The sequence below is a fragment of the Burkholderia sp. BCC1047 genome (genome assembly GCF_902833155.1).
GTDB classification, from domain to species: Bacteria; Pseudomonadota; Gammaproteobacteria; order Burkholderiales; family Burkholderiaceae; genus Burkholderia; species Burkholderia sola.
The window spans coordinates 1-22,241 of the sequence record NZ_CADFEH010000064.1; the positions used below are offsets into that span (position 1 = coordinate 1).

General features: G+C 66.8%; 23 protein-coding genes. 11 read left to right on the forward strand and 12 right to left on the reverse strand.

Annotated elements, in window-relative coordinates; translation table 11 throughout:
- Nucleotides 1-125: 125 nt before the first annotated feature.
- Nucleotides 126-659 carry a DUF3574 domain-containing protein gene (locus HWX55_RS35170; protein ID WP_175979011.1) on the forward strand — a complete coding sequence of 178 codons (534 nt, stop codon included), beginning with the start codon at nt 126-128 and terminating at the stop codon, nt 657-659.
- Nucleotides 660-742: 83 nt separating this feature from the next.
- On the opposite strand, the gene HWX55_RS35175 is transcribed toward HWX55_RS35170, so the two are convergent.
- Complete coding sequence (locus HWX55_RS35175) at nt 743-3,265, reverse strand: penicillin-binding protein 1A (RefSeq protein WP_050013304.1); 2,523 nt, start codon at nt 3,263-3,265, stop codon at nt 743-745.
- A gap of 443 nt (nt 3,266-3,708) precedes the next feature.
- Here HWX55_RS35175 and HWX55_RS35180 point away from each other — a divergent pair, with 443 nt between their 5' ends.
- The 4 genes from HWX55_RS35180 (at nt 3,709) to HWX55_RS35195 (ending at nt 7,114) form a co-directional block, all read left to right on the forward strand.
- Nucleotides 3,709-4,389 (forward strand): PspA/IM30 family protein, encoded by a 681-nt coding sequence (locus HWX55_RS35180; protein WP_089467687.1) that lies wholly within the window; start codon nt 3,709-3,711, stop codon nt 4,387-4,389.
- Nucleotides 4,390-4,479: 90 nt separating this feature from the next.
- Nucleotides 4,480-5,661, forward strand: a complete 1,182-nt coding sequence (locus HWX55_RS35185) for a tetratricopeptide repeat protein (protein WP_175979012.1) — start codon at nt 4,480-4,482, stop codon at nt 5,659-5,661.
- A gap of 241 nt (nt 5,662-5,902) precedes the next feature.
- Nucleotides 5,903-6,334: a large conductance mechanosensitive channel protein MscL gene (gene mscL, locus HWX55_RS35190; protein ID WP_006478553.1), complete on the forward strand. Its 432-nt coding sequence runs from the start codon at nt 5,903-5,905 to the stop codon at nt 6,332-6,334.
- 333 nt (nt 6,335-6,667) lie between these two features.
- Nucleotides 6,668-7,114, forward strand: coding sequence for a hypothetical protein (locus tag HWX55_RS35195; RefSeq protein WP_006488003.1), 447 nt, complete (start codon nt 6,668-6,670; stop codon nt 7,112-7,114).
- A 66-nt stretch (nt 7,115-7,180) separates the two neighbouring features.
- Here the strand turns inward: HWX55_RS35195 and HWX55_RS35200 are convergent, their stop codons facing one another.
- The gene (locus HWX55_RS35200) at nt 7,181-8,074 is read right to left on the reverse strand and encodes an NAD(P)-dependent oxidoreductase (RefSeq protein WP_175979013.1); all 894 of its coding nucleotides are present in this window, start codon (nt 8,072-8,074) and stop codon (nt 7,181-7,183) included.
- A gap of 157 nt (nt 8,075-8,231) precedes the next feature.
- Here HWX55_RS35200 and HWX55_RS35205 point away from each other — a divergent pair, with 157 nt between their 5' ends.
- Both HWX55_RS35205 and HWX55_RS35210 read left to right on the forward strand, forming a co-directional pair.
- Nucleotides 8,232-8,441, forward strand: coding sequence for a dodecin (locus tag HWX55_RS35205; RefSeq protein WP_011549586.1), 210 nt, complete (start codon nt 8,232-8,234; stop codon nt 8,439-8,441).
- A gap of 221 nt (nt 8,442-8,662) precedes the next feature.
- Entirely contained in the window at nt 8,663-9,592 is a 930-nt protein-coding gene (locus HWX55_RS35210; RefSeq protein ID WP_006478550.1) for a LysR substrate-binding domain-containing protein, read from the forward strand.
- A 102-nt stretch (nt 9,593-9,694) separates the two neighbouring features.
- Here HWX55_RS35210 and HWX55_RS35215 read toward each other — a convergent pair whose 3' ends face one another.
- On the reverse strand, nt 9,695-11,107 hold the full coding sequence (locus HWX55_RS35215) for an 8-oxoguanine deaminase (protein WP_175979014.1): 1,413 nt from the start codon (nt 11,105-11,107) through the stop codon (nt 9,695-9,697).
- Nucleotides 11,108-11,612: 505 nt separating this feature from the next.
- Between HWX55_RS35215 and uraH the strand changes: the two genes are divergently transcribed.
- Both uraH and HWX55_RS35225 read left to right on the forward strand, forming a co-directional pair.
- On the forward strand, nt 11,613-11,966 hold the full coding sequence (gene uraH, locus HWX55_RS35220) for a hydroxyisourate hydrolase (protein WP_069617626.1): 354 nt from the start codon (nt 11,613-11,615) through the stop codon (nt 11,964-11,966).
- 53 nt (nt 11,967-12,019) lie between these two features.
- Nucleotides 12,020-13,213, forward strand: a complete 1,194-nt coding sequence (locus HWX55_RS35225; protein ID WP_175979015.1) for a urate hydroxylase PuuD — start codon at nt 12,020-12,022, stop codon at nt 13,211-13,213.
- A gap of 108 nt (nt 13,214-13,321) precedes the next feature.
- Here HWX55_RS35225 and HWX55_RS35230 read toward each other — a convergent pair whose 3' ends face one another.
- Nucleotides 13,322-13,732 carry an ACT domain-containing protein gene (locus HWX55_RS35230; RefSeq protein ID WP_175979016.1) on the reverse strand — a complete coding sequence of 137 codons (411 nt, stop codon included), beginning with the start codon at nt 13,730-13,732 and terminating at the stop codon, nt 13,322-13,324.
- A gap of 144 nt (nt 13,733-13,876) precedes the next feature.
- Nucleotides 13,877-14,281: a RidA family protein gene (locus HWX55_RS35235; protein ID WP_175979017.1), complete on the reverse strand. Its 405-nt coding sequence runs from the start codon at nt 14,279-14,281 to the stop codon at nt 13,877-13,879.
- 151 nt (nt 14,282-14,432) lie between these two features.
- Here HWX55_RS35235 and HWX55_RS35240 point away from each other — a divergent pair, with 151 nt between their 5' ends.
- Nucleotides 14,433-15,407 (forward strand): LysR family transcriptional regulator, encoded by a 975-nt coding sequence (locus tag HWX55_RS35240; protein ID WP_175979018.1) that lies wholly within the window; start codon nt 14,433-14,435, stop codon nt 15,405-15,407.
- A gap of 80 nt (nt 15,408-15,487) precedes the next feature.
- Here HWX55_RS35240 and HWX55_RS35245 read toward each other — a convergent pair whose 3' ends face one another.
- From HWX55_RS35245 to HWX55_RS35275, 7 genes are all read right to left on the reverse strand, one after another.
- Nucleotides 15,488-16,000 (reverse strand): ureidoglycolate lyase, encoded by a 513-nt coding sequence (locus HWX55_RS35245; RefSeq protein WP_175979019.1) that lies wholly within the window; start codon nt 15,998-16,000, stop codon nt 15,488-15,490.
- Nucleotides 15,997-17,010 carry an allantoicase gene (gene alc / locus HWX55_RS35250; RefSeq protein WP_089467694.1) on the reverse strand — a complete coding sequence of 338 codons (1,014 nt, stop codon included), beginning with the start codon at nt 17,008-17,010 and terminating at the stop codon, nt 15,997-15,999. The genes HWX55_RS35245 and alc overlap by 4 nt, the downstream gene beginning before the upstream one ends.
- 87 nt (nt 17,011-17,097) lie before the next feature.
- Nucleotides 17,098-17,619 carry a 2-oxo-4-hydroxy-4-carboxy-5-ureidoimidazoline decarboxylase gene (gene uraD, locus HWX55_RS35255; RefSeq protein ID WP_050013316.1) on the reverse strand — a complete coding sequence of 174 codons (522 nt, stop codon included), beginning with the start codon at nt 17,617-17,619 and terminating at the stop codon, nt 17,098-17,100.
- Nucleotides 17,616-18,569 (reverse strand): allantoinase PuuE, encoded by a 954-nt coding sequence (gene puuE / locus HWX55_RS35260; protein ID WP_175979020.1) that lies wholly within the window; start codon nt 18,567-18,569, stop codon nt 17,616-17,618. Before puuE ends, uraD begins: the two co-directional genes overlap by 4 nt.
- Before the next feature lie 147 nt (nt 18,570-18,716).
- Nucleotides 18,717-19,508 carry an aspartate/glutamate racemase family protein gene (locus HWX55_RS35265; RefSeq protein ID WP_175979021.1) on the reverse strand — a complete coding sequence of 264 codons (792 nt, stop codon included), beginning with the start codon at nt 19,506-19,508 and terminating at the stop codon, nt 18,717-18,719.
- Between the two features lie 10 nt (nt 19,509-19,518).
- A complete protein-coding gene (locus HWX55_RS35270) occupies nt 19,519-21,003 on the reverse strand; it encodes an NCS1 family nucleobase:cation symporter-1 (RefSeq protein WP_027809652.1) in 1,485 nt (494 codons plus the stop codon).
- Nucleotides 21,004-21,152: 149 nt separating this feature from the next.
- Nucleotides 21,153-21,857: a GntR family transcriptional regulator gene (locus tag HWX55_RS35275; RefSeq protein WP_124554627.1), complete on the reverse strand. Its 705-nt coding sequence runs from the start codon at nt 21,855-21,857 to the stop codon at nt 21,153-21,155.
- A gap of 121 nt (nt 21,858-21,978) precedes the next feature.
- On the opposite strand from HWX55_RS35275, the gene HWX55_RS35280 reads away from it, so the two are divergent.
- Complete coding sequence (locus HWX55_RS35280) at nt 21,979-22,140, forward strand: hypothetical protein (RefSeq protein WP_175979022.1); 162 nt, start codon at nt 21,979-21,981, stop codon at nt 22,138-22,140.
- The last annotated feature ends 101 nt before the right edge of the window (nt 22,141-22,241 follow it).

The following is a 22,241-nucleotide window of genomic DNA, read 5'->3' on the forward strand; positions in this document are numbered from 1 at the left end:
TCGTCCATTCCGCGCATCGCTCTCGTCTGCCCAAGATCATGAACACGATATCTCTAACGCACCGCTCGCAACGCCCGTTTACACCGTATCCAATTTCAACAGCCTGCTAGGGTTATCCCCAGATTATGTTGACAGCCCTGTTGATAACCCGCCGGACCCGCACGCAAGTGGTTGAGCGCGCAGCGTTTTGCACGCGCGAAGGTCGATCGTCACGAAATGGGCAGACGCGACGGCTGGCCGCATGCTCGATAGCATTCGCGCTGCTCGCCGGTTGCGCGGCGCCGCCCTCGCCCACCTCCCACGCGCACCCTGCGGCCTGCACGCAACCGGGCGAAAGCCGCATGCTGCAGGCCGACCTGCTGTTCGGGCGCGACGTCGCCGGCCGCGGCCCCGTCACCGATGCCGAACGCGCGGCCTTCCTCGCCGACACGGTCACGCCGCGCTTCCCCGACGGCCTCACCTACTGGGACACGCACGGCCAGTGGCGCGACCGCTCGAGCGGCGCGATCACGCGCGAAGACAGCTTCGTGCTCCGTATCATCGCCGACGATACGCGCGACCCGCGCACGCGGCTCGCCGCGATCCGGCAAGCGTACGTCGAGCGATTTCACCAGCAATCGGTCGGCATGACCGTCGTGCCGGCCTGCGCGTCGTTCTGATTCACCGTCTTCCGCTGGCGGCCGCGCGCAAAGAAACGGGCGCCCGAAGGCGCCCGTCGCATGGCTGAAGCACAGCGTCCCGCTTACTTGCTCTCGAACATGTCCATGATCTGCTGCTTCTCCTGCGGCGTGACGGGCGGCGGCGCGAGCCCGGCCGCGCCGGCCGAACCGAGTGCGTCGTTCGCGCTGATCGCGTTCTCGGCCGGGTTGATGTCGACGTTCGCGACGAAGCCGTTGCCCGGCGTGCGATCGGCGTAGTACAGCTCGCCGTCGATCGTCGTCAGGCCGTCCGGCATCGGCATCTGCTGCTCGGGCACGCCGTTCAGCGCGGTGCGCATGTAGTTCACCCAGATCGGCAACGCGAGCTGTGCGCCGAATTCGCGGCTGCCGAGGCTCTTCGGCTGGTCGAAGCCCATCCACGCGACCGCGACGAGCGACTGCTGATAGCCGGCGAACCAGCCGTCCTTCGCGTCGTTCGTCGTACCCGTCTTGCCCTGCAGGTCGTTGCGGCCCAGCGCGTTGGTGCCCGCGCCCGTGCCGCCCGTCGCGACCGAGTGCAGCAGGCTGTTCATCACGTATGCGTTGCGGCCTTCGATCGTGCGCGGCGCCGTGCCGCCCGCGACCACCGGCTGCGACTTCTGCAGCGGCTGGCCGCGCGCGTCGTCGACTTCGGCGATCAGGTACGGATCGACCTTGTAACCGCCGTTCGCGAACACCGCGTAGCCGGTCGCGAGCTGGAGCGGCGTCACGAGGCCCGCGCCGAGCGCCATCGGCAGGTACGGCGGCGTCTTCGCCGGATCGAAGCCGAAGCGCTGCGTCACGTACTGCTGCGCATACTGCGTGCCGATCGACGCGAGGATCCGGATCGACACCAGGTTCTTCGAACGCTGCAGGCCGGTGCGCATCGTCATCGGGCCGTCCGGCTGGTCGTCGTCCTTCGGCTCCCACGCGGTGCCGCCCGGCACGCTCGGCGGGAAGTACAGCGGCGCGTCGTTGATCATCGTCGCCGGTCCGAGCCCCTTGTCGAGCGACGCGGAGTAGATGAACGGCTTGAACGACGAGCCCGGCTGCCGCCACGCCTGCGTCACGTGGTTGAACTTGCTCTTGTTGAAGTCGAAGCCGCCGACGAGCGAGCGGATCGCACCGTCCTGCGGCGCGATCGCGACGAGCGCGCCCTCGACCTGCGGCAGTTGCACGACCTGCCAGCCCGTCTTGCCGTCCTTCAGCACGCGCACGACCGAGCCCGGCTTGATCCGCAGCGCGTTGTTCGCGCGCGGGCTCAGCGCTGCAGACACGAAGCGCAGCCCGGCCGGGCCGATCGTCGTGGTCGCGCCGCCGACGAACTGCACCTCGACCGCGTTCGGCGAGGCCGACAGCACGACCGCCGATTGCAGGTCGCCGTTGTCCGGGTGGTCGGCGAGCGCGTCGTCGATCGCCTCGTCGCGCTCGTCGCCGGCCGCGGGCAAGTTGATCGACGCTTCGGGGCCGCGATAGCCGTGACGGCGCTCGTAGTCGAGAATGCCGCGACGCACGGCCTGATACGCGGCTTCCTGGTCGGCCGAATTGATCGTCGTCGTAACGGTCAGCCCGCGCGTATAGGTTTCGTCCTTGTATTGCTCGTACATCATCTGCCGCACCATCTCGGCGACGTACTCGCCGTGCACCGCGTACTGGTTGCCCGGCGTGCGCACGTGAATCTCTTCCTTGATCGCCTGGTCGTACTGCGGCTGCGTGATGTAGCCGATGTCGAGCATGCGCTTCAGGATGTATTCCTGACGCACCTTCGCGCGCTTCGGATTGACGACCGGATTGTACGCGGACGGCGCCTTCGGCAGCCCCGCGAGCATCGCCGCTTCGGCGACCGTGATGTCCTTCAGGTCCTTGCCGAAGTACACGCGCGCCGCGGCCGCGAAGCCGTACGAGCGCTGGCCGAGATAGATCTGGTTCATGTACAGCTCGAGGATCTGGTCCTTCGTCAGGGCCTTCTCGATCTTGTACGCGAGCAGCATCTCGTAGATCTTGCGCGTGTAGGTCTTCTCGCTCGACAGGAAGAAGTTGCGCGCGACCTGCATCGTGATCGTGCTCGCGCCCTGGCGCGCGCCGCCGTGCATCAGGTCGGCCACGCCCGCGCGCAGAATGCCGAGGAAATCGACGCCGCCGTGCTCGTAGAAGCGGTAGTCCTCGATCGCGAGCACGGCCTTCTTCATCACGTCGGGAATGTCCTGGAAGCGCACGAGGCTGCGGCGCTCCTCGCCGAACTCGCCGATCAGCACGTGATCGGCGGTGAACACGCGCAGCGGCACCTTCGGCTGGTAATGGGTCAGCGCATCGAGCGACGGCAGTTGCGGCGCCATCACGACCAGCGCGTAGCCGACGATCAGCGCGCCGACGACGGCCAGCGTCGCGAACAAGCCCACGAACCACAGCGCGACGCGCGAGCCGAACGTGCGGCGGCGCCCTCCGCCACCGCCACCGCGCTGCTGCGCGCGGCGGCCGTCGTCGCGATCGTCGTCATCGGGGTAATAGGCCCCGGACGGCGAACGGCGCAGCGTGTAGTGGGGTTCGTTCCTGTCGGAAGAAGAAGGCGGTCGTTTGATAATTGGCATGTCGGAATGGCGGGCGTACGTGGCGCCCTCGGACGCATGCGGAAATGCAAGCGGATGAATCAGAGTGGGTGCATCGAGATGCGGCTGTCACGTCGACAGACCCCGCCGCGCGGCGATCCGTTCCCGCGACGTGACAGCGCATTTTAATGAAATCGACCGGGTGCCTTCGCGATTTTTTGTAAAAATTCCCGCAATGCCGTGATGTGCGGCACGTATTGTCGGCATCCTCGGCCTATGATGGACACGCAATACGGCGCACGCAGGCGATTTTCTTTCAGTCGCGAAAGGTTTGGCGTCCTGATGCGCGAGCCGCTTGAACTCGCGCGTTTAAGCCGTATTTAAGTGAACCGGTGGTGTAATATCCGCCGGCTCACGCGGGCCGGAACCGGCTCGCGACGGGCATTGCCGCGGTCACGCGGCGCCTTTCAACCACGGAGGATTTCATGTCGCTTTTCGACTCTATTTCGCGCACGATCAAAGGCCTGCTGAACGATGCGGCCGATTCGGTACAGGATCCGTCGCGCGACGCACGGCAGATCGTGCGGGAGCTCGACGACAGCATCGGCCGTGCCGAGAATTCGCTGATCGAGATCGAGGCACAGGTCGCAACCCAGCGCAGCAAGCGCGATGCGGCCGACGACAAGGTGAAGAAGTACGAGGACGGCGCGAAGCGCGCGCTGCAAGGCGGCGACGAAGCGCTCGCCCGCGAGGCCCTCGCGGCCCAGTCGAACGCGGAAGCCGAGCGCGATGCGCTCGCGGCCGAGCTGACGACGCTCGAGCCGTCGGTCGACAAGCTGAAGGGGCAGATCGCCGACATGCGTCAGCGCCGCAACGACCTGAATGCGCGCTCGAACATCCTGCAGGCCAAGCAGGAGATCGCGCAGGCGAAGGACGTGGCCGCCAGCGCGCTGGGCGGCATCGGCGGCAAGAACCTGTCCGAGGATTTCCAGAAGCTCGAGGACAAGGTCGCGCTGCAGAACGCCCGCTCGGACGCGCGTCTCAATTCGGCCGACACGTCGAGCGGCAAGGCGCTCGACGACAAGCTCGCCGCGCTGAACAAGGGCCCGTCGGTGGAAGATCGCCTCGCCGCGCTGAAGAAGCAGCTCGATACGCCCGCGCAGTAACCGCCGCCGCGGGCCACCGCGCCGCGCCCCGGCCCGGGCGCGCGGCGCGAACCGATCGTCAGGAGACGGGCGCATGCGCCCGGTTCGACCATGAAGAAATCTCTCGCCGCACTCGGCCTGTCGCTGATGTTGCTGTCGTCCGCCGCGTTTGCGGTCCCGTCGCTTCAGCAGGTCGAGCAGTCGATCGCGCAGCGCAACTGGCAGCAAGCCGACACGCAGCTGTCGCAAGTCATCGACGCCCATCCGAACAACGCGCATGCGCGCTATCTGTATGCGCAGGTGCTGGACCGCGAAGGCCGCGCGTCCGACGCGCTCGCGCAACTGCAGCGCGCGAAATCGCTCGATCCGCAATTGAAGTTCACCGACGCGTCGCGCTTCGCGCAGACGGAGTCGCGCATTCGCGCCGACGCCGCGCGCATGAGCGGCAACACGCCGTCGGCCACGCAGGCCGGCACGCTGCAGCCGGGGCTCGCCCCCGCCGTCGCGCCGGCCGAAAAACACGGCCCGTCGACCGGCATGTGGATCGGCCTCGGGCTGATCGTCGCCGTGATCGCGCTGGTGCTGCGCTGGACGCTGCGGCGCGCGCGCACGGCCGACAACGGCCGTGCCGACGACGAACGCCGCACGCAGCTCAAGCGCGCGACCGACGTGCTGAACGACATCCGGCCGCTGAAGCTCGATGCGAAACTGTCGACGGCGCCCGGCGCCGCGGCGCTGACCGGCGAACTCGAAGCGATCGAGAACGACGCGCGCACGCTCGTCGAGACGCTGTCGAACGGCAAGAATCCGGTGCCGCCGTATCGCGTCGATGAACTCGAACAGCGCCACGCGAGCGTGAAGGCGCGCGTCGAAGGCCGCCCCGACCCGGCCGCGCAGCCCGCGGCGCCGGCGAACGGCAGCGGCTCGGTGTACGCGCAGGAAGCCGACCGCGTGACGGGCGCCCAGGGTCAGCCGTATCAGCAACAGCCCTACCCGCCGCAACAACCGTATCCGCAACAGCAGCCGCCCGTCGTGATCCAGCAAGGCGGCGGCTTCGGCGGCGGAATGGGCGGGCTCCTGACCGGCGTGCTGCTCGGCGAAGCGATGTCCGGCGGCCGCGAGCGCGTCGTCGAACGCGACGTGATCGTCGACGGCGAACACCGCCGGCAGGACGCCGATCCGGGCTTCGACCTCGGCCGCGGCGACGATTCGAGCTGGAGCGACGGCAACAGCGGCGGCGGCGGGATGGATCTCGGCAGCAACGACGACGGCTGGACCGACGACAACACCTGAGTGAGTACGGGTGCACCGGGTGTCGACCTGCATGTCGACGCCCGGCCACGCACACCACGCGCTGCGGCATGACCGGCCGCGCCGACGCGCGGATTTGTCAATCATTTCAAGATGGGCTACCGGCAATAGGGCACGTTCGCTATCATGCGGCCATCGGCGTGCCACCGACCTTCATTCGACGCAAAGCAATCCTGCGCGTCGCGGCACGCCTCCCCCCGCCCCAACCAGGAGAAAGCCGCTCATGAGCATCATCAAGGAATTCAAGGAGTTCGCCGTCAAGGGCAACGTGATGGATCTCGCCGTCGGCGTGATCATCGGTGGCGCGTTCTCGAAGATCGTCGACTCGGTCGTGAAGGACCTCATCATGCCGGTCATCGGCGTGCTGACCGGCGGCCTGGATTTCTCGAACAAGTTCGTTCTGCTCGGCACCATCCCGCCGTCGTTCAAGGGTAATCCCGATTCGTTCAAGGACCTGCAGGCCGCGGGCGTCGCCGCATTCGGCTACGGCTCGTTCATCACCGTGGCGATCAATTTCGTGATCCTTGCGTTCATCATTTTCCTGATGGTGAAATTCATCAACAAGCTGCGCAAGCCCGAAGAAGCCGCGCCGGCCGCGACGCCGGAAGACGTCGTGCTGCTGCGCGAGATCCGCGATTCGCTCAAGCAGCGCTGATCGCGACACGCCCCGCCAGCCAGGCCCGCCCCGCGCGGGCCTTTTTATTGCGCATGCGATGCACCGCCGCATGCGGCGTATCTCACTTTTTTGTGACGAGCGAATGCACGCGCGGGAAAAGCAGGTCTATGATGGAGACTAAACGACAGTACGGGCGCCAAGACGCTGGCTGTGTCGATCATGGCGAGCAGGTCGACGGGAGACATTGATCGTCGTACTGCACGAATGCAGCATTTTCGTGTGCTATAAAGGATCGACATGCGGCGTACATAGCCGGGAGTGGGTCGCATGAAAGTGCCGCATTTCTTGCAATTGTTTTTGAGGCGAGTGTTTATGTCCTTCCCGAAAAAACGTCGGCGTGCGCCGCAGGATGGCCAGGAGTCGTTCCTCGCGGTCTTGCGCCACTCGAAACCGTTTGCCCAGCTCGACACCAAGATTGCCCGCGCCCGCGCGCAGGACGAACCCGTCCTCTATGCGCACGTGCTGCCAGGCCTCGACGTGCTTCTGTGCAGCGTGCGCGGCGCGCAGCCGCCCTATCCGGCCATCGCCGAGCTGCGCAAGCGCTGCATCGAATCGATCGCGAATGCGCTCGAGCAGCCGCTCGACGGCCTCGAGAACGGCGGATACTGGTACGAAGCGAACGGCTTCGGCTTCCTCGTGTTCGCCAGCCGGGCGCGTGCGCGCATTCTGCCCGAGTTTGGTGCAGGCACGAAGGCGAGCCTGCGCGGCGGCCTCGGCCGTCAGAACGCGGGCGACACGACACCCCGCTCGCTCGGCTGATCCGCCAGTCATTCGATGGGCCGCCTCAGGGCGGCCCATCTGCCATTCACACGCCCCGCTTGCCCGTCACGACGCCTGCTGGCGGCCGTTGCCCGGCCGCACGATGTCGATGAACGCGGCGAAATCGGCGCCGGCGAGTCCCTGCGCGGCGCCGAGCCTGAGCACCTGCTGCACGGTGGCCGACACGGGCATCACCGCGCCCGTGTCGCGCGCGGCGTCGGCGATGGCATCGACATCCTTCTGGAACGTACTGAGCGCGCCGATCGGCGGATGACCGCCCGACGTCATGCGCGGCACGAACGTCTGCAGCAGCACCGAATCGGCCCAGCCGCCGGCCAGCGCCTCGGCCAGACGCGCGGCGTCGATGCCGCTCGCCTGCGCGAGGCCGACCGCCTCGGCGATCGCGGTGACCGTCGCGGTGACGATCGCCTGATTGCACAGCTTCGCCGTCTGGCCCGCGCCCGCGTCGCCCATGTGCGTGATGCGCGACGCGTACGTGTCGATCAGCGCGCGCACCGCGTCGAGATCGGCCGCGCGGCCGCCGGCCATCACCGCGAGCGTGCCGGCCTGCGCGCCCGGCACGCCGCCGGACACCGGCGCATCGACCCAGCCGACCTCGAGCGCGGCCGCGCGCGCCGCGTAGTCGCACGTGGCGGCGGGCGGAATGCTCGAATGATCGACGATGCGCTGCAGGCGGCGCGCGTTCGCGTCACCGGAAAGCAGCCCGTGCTCGCCGAACACGACGTCGCCGACCGCCCGGCCATCGAGCACGCACACGAACACCGTCTCGACGCGCTCGGCCAGCTCGCGCGGCGTGCCCGCCACCTGCGCGCCGTCCTTCACCAGCGCGTCGGCCTTGTCGCGCGAGCGATTCCATACGCTCACGCGATGCCCGGCCGCCAGCAAATGCCGAATCATCGGCGCGCCCATCAATCCTGGTCCGCAAAATCCGACTTCCACGATGCGCCTCGTCTCCGATATGGGTTGCAGTTGCCGCCCATCATACCTATCACTCAAGAAGCCGGGCATGCACGGGACCGTAGCGGAACCGTAGCGGAACCGCTTCGGGACCGCGCGTTGCCCCGGCAAGACAGACCGATATCCCAGGGAGCGCATCATGAGCGACCACGTGTACAAGCTGATCGAACTGACCGGTTCGTCGCAGCAATCGAGCGACGACGCGATCCGCAACGCGATCTCGAAAGCCGGCAAGACGCTGCACAACCTGCACTGGTTCCAGGTGACCGAAACGCGCGGCCACATCGAAGGCGACCAGGTCGTGCACTGGCAGGTCACGCTGAAGGTCGGCATGCGTATCGACGACTGACGCGCCGCACGCGCCACGCGACGCCCCACCACCGGATGCGTGCAACGCGCATCCGTGCGGCGCCGCGCCCGCCTGCATTTCGCCCCGTTCAGGCCCCTTGTCGAGGCCCGGCCGGCGCGTAGCCGCGGGTATCCATCTCTTGACGCTGATTTTCGTTCATATTAAAAACGATATACCCACCCCATCCCTCGATCAGCCCAGCCATATAAACCGGAGATAACATGAGTCAGCAACGCGAGGCGATCGACACGTACCTCTTGCGCGTCTTGCACACCTTGTTGATGGAGCGCAGCGTCACGCGCGCGGCCGTCAAACTGAACCAGTCGCAACCGGCGATCAGCGCCGCGCTGCGCCGCCTGCGTGACATCACCGGCGATCCGCTGCTGGTGCGCGGCAAATCCGGCATGGTGCCGACCGAATACGGACTGCGCCTGCTCGAGCCCGTGCAGAACGCGCTGCGCGAAATCGAGCGCATCAAGTTCCAGCAGCACAACTTCGACCCGGCCACGTCGATCCGCTGCTACCGGATCGGCTGCCCCGATTACCTGAACGTGCTGTTCGTACCGACCGTCGTCGAACGCTTCCGCCTGGCCGCGCCGAATGCGACGCTCGAGTTCCATTCGCTCGGCCCCGCGTTCGACTACGAGCTCGCGCTGGAAGACGGCAAGCTCGACATCGTCGTCGGCAACTGGCCCGAACCGCCCGAGCAGCTGCACCTGTCGAACCTGTTCGTCGACGAAATCGTCTGCCTGATGAGCAACACGCACCCGTTCGCGAAACGCGGCGGGCTCACGCTCGACCAGTACCTGAACGCGCCGCATCTCGCGCCGACGCCGTACTCGGTCGGCCAGCGCGGCGCGATCGACGTGCATCTCGCGCGCGAACGGCTCAAGCGCCACGTGGTCGTCACGCTGCCGTACTTCAACCTCGCGCCTTACGTGCTCGTGAAGTCGGACCTGATCTTCACAACCACGCGGCTGTTCGCCGACCACTACGCGAAGTTCCTGCCGCTGTCCGTCGTGCCGGCGCCGCTCGACTTCCCGCCGATGCAGTACTACCAGCTGTGGCACGAGCGCTGCCATTACTCCGACGAAGTGCGCTGGCTGCGCAGCCTCGTCGCCGAAGCCACTCGCACGCTGATCGAGGCGTAAGCGCATACGGCGCGCGCCGCGCGCGCGCCGGGGCACGCCGTTGCGCGGCGGGTGTGACGGCAACGGCCGCGCGACGTGCGGCGCGACCTCCCCGCCGACGCGTCAGCGCGACGCTTCCACGAGTGCTTGCGCCAGCGCGTTGTGACGCTCGATCACCGGCGGCAGATCGAGCGTCGCGAGCCGCCCTTCCCGCACCACCACCTTTCCGTTCACCACCGTGTACGCCGTCTGCGACGGCGCGCAGAACACGAGCGCCGCGACCGGATCGTGCAGCGCGCCCGCGAACAGCGGCTGACGCAGGTCGAACGCGGCGAAATCCGCGGCCATGCCCGGCTTCAACGCGCCGATGTCGTCGCGATTCAGCACCTTCGCACCGCCGAGCGTCGCGATCTCGAGCGCTTCGCGCGCGGTCATCGCGTCGGGCCCGAAGCCGACCCGCTGCAGCAGCAGCGCCTGGCGTACCTCGGCCACCATCTGCGCGCCGTCGTTCGACGCGGAACCGTCCACGCCAAGCCCGACCGGCACGCCCGCGAGCCGCATCTTCTTCACCGGTGCGATGCCGGACGCCAATCGCATGTTCGAGCACGGGCAATGCGCGACCCCCGTGCCGGTGCGCGCGAACAGGCCGATGCCCGCATCGTCGAGCTGCACGCAGTGCGCATGCCACACGTCGTGGCCGACCCAGCCGAGATCTTCCGCATATTCGGCGGGCGTCATCCCGAACTTCTCGCGGCTGTATGCGATGTCGTTGATGTTCTCCGCGAGGTGCGTGTGCAGCGACACGCCGTATTCGCGCGCGAGCACGGCCGCGTCGCGCATCAGCTCGCGGCTCACCGAGAACGGCGAGCACGGCGCGACCACCACGCGCAGCATCGCGTAGCGGCCTTCGTCGTGATAGGTCTCGATCAGGCGCTGCGCGTCGCGCAGGATGTCGGGCTCACGCTCGACGACCGAATCGGGCGGCAGCCCGCCGTCGCGCTGGCCGACGCTCATCGCGCCGCGGCTCGCATGAAAGCGCATGCCGATCCGGTGCGCGGCGCCGATGCTGTCGTCGAGCCGGCTGCCGTTCGGGTAGATGTACAGATGGTCGCTCGACGTCGTGCAGCCCGACTGCAGCAGCTCGGCCATCGCGGTCAGCGTGGACACCTCGATCATCTCGGGCGTCAGGTGCGCCCAGATGCGGTACAGGTTCGTCAGCCAGCCGAACAGTTCGGCGTTCTGCGCGGCCGGCACCGCGCGCGTGAGGCTCTGGTACATGTGATGGTGCGTGTTCACGAGCCCCGGGATCACGAGGTGGCCGCGCAGGTCGAGCACTTCGTCGGCCGTGTCGGGCAGCTCGGCGCTCGGGCCGACCGCGACGATCCGGTTGTCTTCGATGTAGAGCCCCGCGTCGCGCAGTTCGCGGCGCGTGTCGTCCATGGTCACGAGCACGTCGGCGTGCTTGACCAGCAGGGTCGTCGGGCGGGATGAAGAAGGGGTCGGCGCGCGTGCGCCGGCGTGCTGCTCGAGATTCATGCGTTCTCCGCGTCGGTCTGCCTCCAGGGGCTGTCCTGGAAGCGGTCACACAGCCGTTCGAACGCTGAATCGCGGCACGTCCCGGTGCCTGCGTCCGTTCGAACGCCCTGGCCCGGTTACCCGGCGTGCTCGCCGTCTTCGGGGTACGCGCGGCCACCGGCCGACGCGCACGGCGGGAGGATCGCCCAAGCGCGCGCCGCGCACAATACGCGATCGCGAATACCGTGCTTCAGGGATTCGGTATGGTACGCCGCCCGACGCCCCGCGCGTGCCCGAGATCGGTGCGCTCGGCCCTGTCCGGCGGGCCGTCGACAGCCGCTCATGCGCGGCGCATTATCTTCGATATCGCGCACGTATTTGCACGGGGAACCTTTTTACAATGCCTGCACGGCGCTCGCTTCACTTTCGCCGACGGGTATGTAGCCACGTGACGTGGAGCCTCGATCCGCCGCACAGTCATGGATCGAGTCGCCGCCGAACCTCGCATTCACACAAGGAACAACGAATGGGAAAGCTCACTACCCACGTACTCGATACGGCGCACGGTCGCCCCGGCGCCGCCATCAAGGTGGACCTCTACGCGCTGGACGGCGAATCGCGCCGCGCGATCAAGACCGTGCTGACCAATAGCGACGGCCGCTGCGACGAACCGCTGCTCGAAGGCGCGGCACTCGCCGCCGGCGAATACGAACTCGTGTTCCATGCCGGCGACTACTTCGCGGCGCTCGGCGTGAAGGTGCCCGAACCCCGCTTCGTCGACCGCGTCGTGCTGCGCTTCGGCATCGCCGACGCCGGCTCGCACTACCACGTGCCGCTGCTCGTGTCGCCGTGGTCGTACAGCACCTATCGCGGCAGCTGACATTCGAATCAGCGCCTGCATCAAGACAAACGATCTGAGTCTGGAGGAGTTTCATGGAAGGCTTCATCACCGACTGGCTGAACCTCGCGCTGCGATGGCTGCACGTCATCGTCGCCATTGCGTGGATCGGCGAGTCGTTCTATTTCGTCGCGCTCGACAACAGCCTGAAACCGCCGACCGACCCGAACCAGCGCAAGCGCGGGGTGTTCGGCGAGCTGTGGCACGTCCACGGCGGCGGTTTCTACAACATGCAGAAATACACGGTCGCGCCGCCGGAAATGCCCGATGACCTGCACTGGTCGAAGTGGCCGTCGTACACGACGTGGCTGTCGGGCTTCACGCTGTTCTTCGTGCTGTACCTGCTTGCGCCGAACACGTACCTGATCGACAAGAACGTGCTCGATATGGGCCCGGTGGTCGCCGTCGCGTCCGCACTCGGCTTCCTCGCGGCCGGCTGGATCGTGTACGACTCGCTGTGTCGCCTGCTCGGCACCAACGACCGCGTGCTCGGCATCTGCGTCGGCCTGTACGTCGTCGTCGCCGCGTACCTCGCGTGCCACATCTTCTCGGGCCGGGCCGCCTACCTGATCGTCGGCGCGATGCTCGCGACGATCATGTCGGCGAACGTGTTCTTCGTGATCATCCCGGGCCAGCGCAAGATGGTCGACAAGATGCTCAAGGGCGAGGAACCGAACCCGATCTACGGCAAGCGCGGCAAGCAGCGTTCGGTGCACAACACATACTTCACGCTGCCGGTCGTGTTCGCGATGCTGTCGAACCACTATGCGATGACGTACACGAACAAGTTCAACTGGGTCGTGCTCGTGCTGATCATGCTGGCCGGCGCGCTGATCCGCCAGTTCTTCGTGATGCGTCACCGCGGCAAGCAGCTGTGGTATTTGCCGATCGGCGGCGTCGCGCTGCTATCGGGCGCGCTGGTGTGGACGATGCCGAAGCCGGTCGCGCCGGAAGCGCAAGCGGCCAACGCACCGAAGATCGCGATCCACGACATCATGCCGATCCTGCAGCAGCGCTGCATCGAGTGCCACTCGGCGAAGCCGACGCTGATGGGCAGCGCACCGGCGGGCGTGATGTTCGACACGCCTGACGAAGTGTCGAAGAACGCGCAGCGCATCTACGACCAGGCCGTGCGCCTGAAGGCGATGCCGATCGGCAACGTCACGCACATGACCGACGACGAGCGGACGAAGCTCGCCGCCTGGTTCGAGGGCGGCGCAGTCAAGTAAGCCGCCCGTCGGGCGCCGGAAGTCATTCGCCGGCGCCATTCTCTCCGTTCGCGGGCCCGGTCACACGGGCCCGTTTTTTTTCCTGCGCGGCCGAATGCCTTTCGCGTGTCAGCCGCGCATCGCGTCGCGCTGCAGTGCGACGAGTGCGTCGCGTGCGCGCGGGCCGTCGTCGAACGGCACGAAGATGTGATCGTGGTAGGCGGCGGCCATCACGTTGCAGCTGATGCCGGCCGCGCCGAGCGCCCGCGCGAACGCGGCCGTGAGGCCGACAGCCGCGAGGTCGGAATGCACGGTCAGCGTGATCCATGCGGCGCGGAACAGCGCTGGCCAGCCGCGGCGCGCGGCCGTCTCCTCGTCAACTACGACCGTCAGCCCTTCCGCTTCGCGGAACATCGCGATCACTTCGGATGACGATACGTCTGCGGCGTGCGGTAGCGCGATGAATGCGAATGCACCCGGATGCAGTTCGGGCTGCATCGTGCGCAGCAGGACCGCGAGGTCGTTTTCAGGCTGGCTCATCGGAAGATCGCGCCGGGAACCGGACGTCATGTGGTGGCGATGCGGGCACGATAGCACGCGCTACACGTGGACCATCGCGACTTCGTCCGCGAGCGCGGACACCACGTCGACGCTCACGTCGAACGGTCGCACGAAGCGTCCCCGTCACGCGTCGACCGTATCCGGCAACCGCGCGATCGCCTTGATCTCGAACTGAAACCCGTACAGCCAGGTCACGCCGACGGCGGTCAGCGTCGGATGCGGTGCGTCGCCCCAGTATTCGGGGACGATTTCCCAGACCCGCTCGAACGTCGCTTCGGGGTCGACGAGGAACACCGTCACGTCGACGACGTCATCGAACGTGCAGCCGGCCACGCGCAGCACCGCATTCAGGTTGTTGAACGCGCGACGAACCTGCGCGCCCAGTTCCGGCTCGGGCGAGCCGTCCTCGCGGCTGCCGACCTGCCTGGATACGAACAGGAAGCCGTTCGAGCGCAGCGCCGGCGAATAACGGTTGCGGTCATACAGCGCCTGGCGACCCGGCGGAAAAACTACGCTACGCTTTGCCATTCGACACCTCCATCGGTCTTGTCGGGCGACATGCCCTTGCATCAACGATGGAGGCACTTTAAGGACCGTTGCGCGGCGGATAAACCGGCAACCCTGTCCAACACTGTTTGCACACTCCAAACAATCTGCGACCGACGCGGAGCTCCGACCGATGGATCGATTCGACGCAATGCAGGCGTTCGCCCGCGTGGTGGAAGCCGGCAGCTTCACGAAGGCAGCCGACACGCTGCACATGAGCCGCACCACCGTCACGCAACTGGTGCAGCAGCTCGAAGCGCGGCTGCGCGTGAAGCTGTTCAACCGCACGACGCGCAAGGTCGTCGTCACCGCCGACGGCGCCGCGTACTACGAGCGCGTCGTGCGGCTGCTGGCCGACATGGACGATGCCGAAACGAGCCTGTCCGCGGCGTCGGCGTCGCCGCGCGGGCGGCTGCGCGTGGACGTGCCGACTCCGTTCGCGCGCCTGATCCTGATCCCCGCGCTGCCCGCGTTCCATGCGCGCTATCCGGACATCCAGCTCGACATGGGCGTGAGCGACCGCGTGGTCGACGTGATCGGCGAGAACGTCGATTGCGTCGTGCGCGGCGGCGAACCGACCGACCGCGCGCTGGTCGCGCGCCGCATCGGCGACCTGCGGCTCGGCGTGTACGCGTCGCCCGCCTATCTCGCGCGCGCCGGCACGCCGTCGCATCCGGCCGAACTCGAAGATACGCATCATCGGGTGGTCGGCTTTCTGTGGGCGCGCACCGGCAAGACGCTGCCGTTCGCGATGGAGCGCGACGGCGAGCAGGTCAATGTGCGCGGGCGCTACGTGCTCGCGGTCGACGACGGCAATGCGTACCTCGAAGCCGGCCTCGCGGGGCTCGGCATCCTGTGGCTGCCCGACTACATGGCCGCCGCGTATCGCGCGAGTGGCGAACTGGTGCCGCTGTTCGAACCATGGCAACTCGAACCGATGCCAATGTATGTCGCGTTCCCGCCGAACCGGCACGTCAGCGCGAAGCTGCGCGTGTTCGTCGACTGGGTCGCCGAGCTGATGGCGCAGCATGCGCCGGTCGCGAATCGGCAGCGCGGCGGCAACGGTTCACGCAATACGCGCAATACGCGCAAGGCCGCGGCAACCTGATTCGCGAGCGCGCCAACGAGCGCACATAAAAAAACCCGCGCAGGCCGCGCGGGTTTCGACAAACGGACGATCAGCCTGACTCAGGCCGTCACCGCATCGAGCGCATCCTCCGTGAGCCACAGCGACTCCTGCAGATCCTGCTCGTTCAGGTTTTGCCCGTCGCCGCCGCGATCGACGACGATGAAATCGCTGACGCCGCCCAACGCGATCAGCGGGTGATGCCACACGCCCTTCGCATAGTTCACGCCCTGCCAGCCGCTCGTCACGAACGCGCGGATCTTCGCCGGATCGAGCTCGCCCGGGGGCGCGACGACGACGAGATACGGCTGGTCGTTCAGCGGCACGAACGCCTGGCTGCCGAGCGGATGCCGCTCCAGCATCTTCACTTCGAACGGCAGCGTGCGCGGCTGGCCGCGGAACAGGTTGACGAGCGGGCGGCCGCCCTCATCGGTCACGTCGACTTTCGCGAGATCGTGAAAGCGGATCGTCGTGCCGAGGTTGATCGGGATCTGCTTCGCCCCTGCCGTTTCGATCACGTCGCCGAACGGCGCAAACGCTTCCCTGGTCAACGGTTCGATGGCAAGTGTCTTCATTTGTCGAGCGTCCCCCACAGACGCAGGCGCGACACGCCGCCGTCCGGAATGATGTTCAGTCGCACGTGCGTAACGGGGCCGAGCGACGCGATCTCCTGTTCGAAGTAGTGCTGCTTGTCCATCTGCAGCTTCTGTTCGCCGAGCAGCACCGGCCAGAACATCGACTGCGTGATCAGCGAGCTGTCGGTGCCGCCCGATACATACGCCGCCTGGATCGAGCAGCGATCCGGGTAGTTGCCCTTGAAGAACGCGGTATCGACTTCGATCTTGCGGATCACGCCCGGCTGCGCGAGCGCGATGATCGCCCAGTCGTTGCCCGGTTCGCGCCGGCGGCGGGTTTCCCAGCCGTCGCCCATGTTCACGCCGCGGCCCGGCAGCAGCAGGTTCGACGCGACGCCGAAGTGCTGGTTGTTCGCCGCCACCACGTAACCGCCGTTTTCCATCGCCGCGAGGTCGAACTGCTCGGTCGCGCTCGCGCCGGCCCAGTCGAGCTGCGGCTGGCCGTACACGCGCAGGCGCGCGATGCCGCCGTCCGGGTAGATGTTCACGCGCAGATGCGTGAACGCGCGCGCGTCGCTCGCTTCGACGTAGTGATGGCTGTTGCCTTGCAGCGTCGTCGACGGGACGATTTCGACCCACTCGGTCGCGTGCGTCGGCGCGCCGTCGGCCACGAACGCGGCCTCGATCGATGCGGCCGGCGGGAAGTTGCCGGTGAAGTGGCTCGTGTCAATGTCGAAGCCCTTGATCACGCCCGGGCGCGCAAGCTTGACGATGCACCAGTCATAGCCGGTCGTGCGCTTGCGGCGCGTTTCCCAGCCGTCCATCCACTTGCCGTGGTCGTCGTACTTGCCGGGGATGAAGACGGCCGGCTCGGGGTTCAGCATCCGGTCCTTCGGCGCGAAGAAATCGTCGCTGGCCTCGAGCGCCTGCGCACCGAGACGCGGGTCGGCAAGATTCACGTAGCGCCGCGTGAAATCGGGTGCGTTCGGATCGAGAAGCGGAACAGCCATGATGTTTCCTTGTTTCAGTGAGACGATCGGCCGCTGCGACGCAGCGGGCCGTATTGCGGTTTCAGGCGGCGGTGTCAGGCGGCGGTGTCAGGCGTCGATCAGGTCGTCGAGGCGAAAGCGCGCGATCCGGTAGATCTGGTCGAGGCTCGCACGCAGCTCGTCGTCGCGCGAATGATTCACGCGCGACTCGAAGTTCGCGATGATGCCGTGGCGGTCATAGCCGCGCACCGCGAGGATGAACGGGAAGCCGAATTTCTCGCGATACGTGCGGTTCAGCGTCAGCAGCTTGTCGAATTCTTCCTGCGTGCACTGGTCGAGGCCCGCGCCGCTCTGCTCGCGGGTCGATTCGGCCGTCAGCTCGCCGCGCACGGCGGCCTTGCCGGCCAGCTCCGGGTGGGCGTTGATCAGCGCGAGCTGGCGCGCTTCGCCGCCGGTTTCCACCGCGTCCGACATCGTCTCGTGCAGCGCGTCGATGCTCGCGAACGGCCGCTTGCCCGCGGCGACCTCGGCCACCCACGGCGAATGTTCGAAGATCCCCGACAGCGCCGCGACGAATGCGCTCGGCGCCATCGTATTCAGTTGTTCCAACGTGTAGCGCATCGCCTTCATGCTTTCCCTTCGTTTCGATGATTGGGCTGATACGGATGATGTTCACGCCAGTGACGCGCGATATCGACACGGCGCGTCACCCATACGCGATCGTGCTGCTCGATGTGATCGAGGAACCGCTGCAGCCCGCGGAACCGGCCCGGCCGGCCGAGCAGCCGGCAATGCATGCCGATCGACAGCATCTTCGGCGCTTCGTCGCCCTCCGCGTACAGCACGTCGAACGCGTCGCGCAGGTACTGGAAGAAGTGGTCGCCGGTGTTGAAGCCCTGCGGCGTCGCGAAGCGCATGTCGTTCGTGTCGAGCGTGTACGGCACGATCAGTTGCGGCGACGTGCGGCCGCCCGACACCTCGACGTCCATCCAGAACGGCAGATCGTCGCCGTAGTTGTCGGAGTCGTACAGGAAGCCGCCGTATTCGGCGACGAGGCGATGCGTGTTGGGGCTGTCGCGGCCCGTGTACCAGCCGAGCGGACGCTCGCCCGTCACGCGCTCGATCGCTTCCATCCCGAGGCGCATGTGTTCGGCTTCGAGTTCCGGCGTCATGCTCTGGTAGTGGATCCAGCGCCAGCCGTGGCATGCGATTTCATGGCCGAGCTCGACGAATGCCCGCGCGAGCTCCGGATGACGCTCGACCGCCATGCCGACGCCGAATACCGTCAGCGGCAGCCCGCGCTTCTCGAATTCGCGCAGGATGCGCCACACGCCGGCCCGCGACCCGTATTCGTAGATCGACTCCATGCTCATGTGGCGGTCCGGATACGCGGCCGCGCCGACGATTTCGGACAGGAACTGCTCGGAGCCCGGATCGCCGTGCAGCACGCAGTTCTCGCCGCCCTCCTCGTAGTTCAGCACGAATTGCACGGCGACGCGGGCGCGCCCCGGCCAGTTCGCCTGCACGGGATGGCGGCCGTAGCCGATCAGGTCGCGAGGATAGTTGGGATCGAGTGACATGGTTCGGAATGCAACGAGAGCGGGCTGGAATAATGGGTTCGCATCGACCGCGCTGTGCCGTGGGCCGGCCGCGCGAGCCGATGCGATGACGGCCCAGTGTAGCGAAAACGTTGATACGCGCCCATACAGCGGCGCAGATAGTGCATGTCAGACGGTGTGTATGTGCGGTTGCGGCAAATTCGGCGGAGGCTCCGCCGCATCCCCGCCCGGTGGGCTGAAGCGTGCGAATTCGCCGTCGTAGCACTTCGGCAGCGGCCGCGCGTAGTCGCCGCGCTTCGCGGTTGCGAGGCGCAGCGCGACGAGCGCCTCGGCCCACTTCACGGCCGCCGTGACGCCCTCGACCACCGGCGCGCCGATCTGCTGCTCGATCTCGTGCGCGAATTCGGCCATCCCCGCGCAGCCGAGCACGATCGCGTCGGCGCCGTCCTCGTCGAGCGAGCGCCGGCATTCGTCGACGATGATGCGGCGCGCGGCCGAGCCGGGCCGGTCGAGTTCGAGCACCGCGACGTCGGTCGCGCGCACGTTGCGGCAGAACCGCTTCATCCCGTAGCGCTCCGCGAGGTGCCACGCCATCCCGCAGGTACGCGCGAGCGTCGTGACGACCGAGAAGCCCGGCGCGAGCACGCTCGCCGCATGCATCGCGGCCTCGGCGATGCCGATCACCGGCCCGCGCGCGAGCTCGCGCGCCGCGTAGAGGCCCGGATCGCCGAAACACGCGATCACATACGCGTCGCAGCCGTCGCGCTCGCCACGCGCGACCTCGGCGAGCAGGCCAGGCGTCGCGAGCGCCTCGTCGTAATAGCCTTCGATCGACGGCGGCCCCATCGGCGGACTCACGGCCACGATCTCCGTGCCGGCAGCCGCGACCTCGCGTGCGCAGCGGCCCATCGCGTCGGTCATCCGCTGCGTCGTATTCGGATTGATCAGTCGGATCTTCATCGCATGCTCCTTACGCCTTCGCGCTCGCGAGCAGCCGATAGAACACGAAGCCGAGCCCCGCGCCGATGAACCACGAGAAATTCGCGAGGGCCTGCCAGCCCGGCACCATCACGCAGACGACCGCGATCACCGCGGCCGGCAGCAGCGCGGCCAGCGCACGGCGGTTCACGCCGCCCGTGTACCAGTAGGCGCCGCTTTCCGACATCGTGTACAGGTCGTCGCGCACGAGGCGGCCGCGCTTGACGAGGTAGAAATCGGCGATCAGCACGCCGTACAGCGGGCCGATGAACGCGCCGAGCACGTCGAGCGTGTAGTGGATCACGGCCGGGTTGTTGAACAGATTCCACGGCGTGATGAAGATCGACGCGACGGCCGCGAGCATCCCGCCCGCGCGCCAGCTGATCAGGCGCGGCGCGACGTTCGAGAAATCGAACGCGGGCGACACGAAGTTCGCGACGATGTTGATGCCGATCGTCGCGATCGTGAACGTCAGCGCGCCGAGGATCACCGCGGTCGGATGGTCGATGCGGCCGACCGTCGCGACCGGGTCGGTGATCAGTTCGCCGAACACCGGCAGCGTCGCGGCGGTAGTGATCACCGTGACGAGCGAGAACGCGAGGAAGTTGACGGGCAGCCCCCAGAAATTGCCGCGCTTCACGTCGCCGAACGACCGGCAGTAGCGCGAGAAATCGCCGAAGTTCAGCATCGGCCCGGAGAAGTACGACACGACGAGCGACACGGCGGTGATCATCACCGGAATCACTTCCGCGCCGTGATACTTGACGCCGCCGAGATTGATGCCGATGTTGCGCCAGCCCGCGCGCCATACCATGTATCCGGCGAGGATGAACATCACGACATAGACGGCCGGGCCCGCGAAGTCGATGAACTTCTTGATCGTCTCCATCCCGTTCCAGAACACGAACGCCTGCAGCACCCACAGCAGCATGAAGCCGGCCCAGCCGACCGCCGACAGCCCGAGGAAGCCGTAGCGATGAACGTCCGCATAAGGCAGCCATTGCGGGAAGAATTTCAGCACGACGATCACGAGCGCGCTCGACGCCAGATAGGTCTGGATGCCGTACCACGCGATCGCGATCAGCCCGCGGATCACGGCCGGCACGTTCGCGCCGAGCACGCCGAAGGTCGCGCGGCACGCGACCGGATACGGCACGCCGATCTGCTGGCTCGGCCGCGCGATCAGGTTGCACAGCGCGTTCACGAGGCCGATGCCGACGATCAGCGCGATCAGCACCTGCCAGCTCGTCAGCCCGAGCGCGAACAGGCTGCCCGCGAACACGTAGCCGCCGACGCTGTGCACGTCCGACATCCAGAACGCGAAGATGTTGTAAGAGCCCCATGTCTGATTCTTCAGGGGTGCCAAATCTTCGTTGTACAGACGTTCGCTGTAACCGTCCGGCAGTGCCGGACCGCCGCCCTCGCCGCCTTCTTCCGCCGGATAGGCGCTGTCGTGCGCCACACTGAACTGAGCCATGACTTCTCCTTGACGCGGCCGCAAGGCCACTCCACCGTCATCGATATCGCCCCGGATCATCGCCCGGAGTCGGACCCGCGGCCCACGGCAAACGCCGCAGGCCTGCATTGCTCTCGTCGTGTGGCGCGCGGCCGGGTTCGCGTCGCCGCTCAGGCGCCGCCGAACACTTCGCGCAAATCGACCTGCCCTTGCGCGGGCCGGTCCAGCATCTTCAGTTCGACATGCTGCAGGTGGCGCGCCATCAGCGTCACCGCCTGCTTCGGATCGCCCGCCTCCAGCGCGGCGAGGATCTCGTCGTGGTCGTCGCACGAGCACGGGCTGCGCCCGTGCGATTCGTACAGCGCCGACATCAGCGTCGAGCGTGCGACGAGCCCTTCGAGGCACTCGCTGAGCGTCGCATTGCCCATCAGCGTCGCGAGCGCCGTATGGAATTCGCCCGACAGCCGGATCCATGCCGCGAAGTCGTGCCGCTCGAACGCCTTGCGTTCCTTGTCGATCAGCGCCGCGACGCCCTTCAGCCGCCTGGCGCCGGGGCCGGTCGCGAGCCGCTCGACCACGGCCAGCTCGATGATCCGGCGCATCTCGAACACTTCGTGCACGTCCTGCAGCGTCGGGCTCGCGACGAATGCGCCGCGGTTCGGCTCCAGATCGACCAGCTTGTCGGTCGCGAGCTGCGCGAGCGCCTGGCGGATCGTCCCGCGCTTCACGCCGAACACGTCGCAGAGCTGCGCCTCCGTCAGCTTCGCGCCGGGCGCGAGCCGATGCTCGAGGATCGCGGTGCGGATCCGCTCGGAGATCGCTTCGGGGCTGGCCGCACCGGACGGAGAGGAATCGGGCTCGTTCATGATCTGCATCGTGTGATGGTCCTCATCCTAGGGTGGACATAAAGATTGTCAACAATTCTTTTTCGGGATTTCGCACAATCGGCGTGCGCCGGAGTGTCTCCATTCGGTGCGGCGCGCACGAAATCCATGCATGACAGTCCTGACAGGCAAGGCGGGGGCCGCTCTCGTCGTATACCCGTCCGGCCATTTTGTTGACAAAAATGGTGCAAAAACGCGTGACGATCGTGTCGGTGTCGACGAAAAACGCGGACCGTTAGTTGCGCATCTACATAAAGAAAAAGGCGGGAACTGAACTGCACCCCAAAAGTTGGACACTAGTCCAACCTTTGGGGTGTTTTACATGACGAAGTACAACGAGCAGTTCAGACAAGGCATCGTTGACGAGTATCTGGC